The organism is Methylobacterium sp. D48H (assembly GCF_053345715.1).
Genome location: NZ_JBKFAP010000181.1, coordinates 1 through 294 on the forward strand (window position 1 = coordinate 1; position 294 = coordinate 294).

Here is a 294-nt window from a genome sequence, read left to right on the forward strand (position 1 = left end):
AGGTCACCTTCGACATGAGCCTCGAATCCGGCGGCGCGCTCGCGTTCGCGGCGGTCTGGGCGCCGTGGCCAACCGGATCCGCGGCGGGGTGCCGCTCACCCTCGGCGGACGGCGCTACACGCTCTGCCTCACCCTCGGCGCGCTCGCCGAGCTGGAGACCGCGCTCCAGGCCGGCGCCCTCGCGGGCCTCGCCGCGCGCTTCGCCGGCGGGCGCGTCTCGGCCCGCGACCTGATCGCCCTCCTGGGCGTCGCCCTGCGGGGCGGCGGCCACGACCTCGACGACGCGGCGGTGGC

Annotated in this window: 1 protein-coding gene; it reads left to right on the plus strand. The window is 78.6% G+C overall.

The features are described 5' to 3' along the window. Positions 1-64: 64 nt before the first annotated feature. Positions 65-294: gene transfer agent family protein (locus ACLBX8_RS32045; protein WP_447716455.1), on the plus strand; the 230-nt coding region annotated here is incomplete at its 3' end.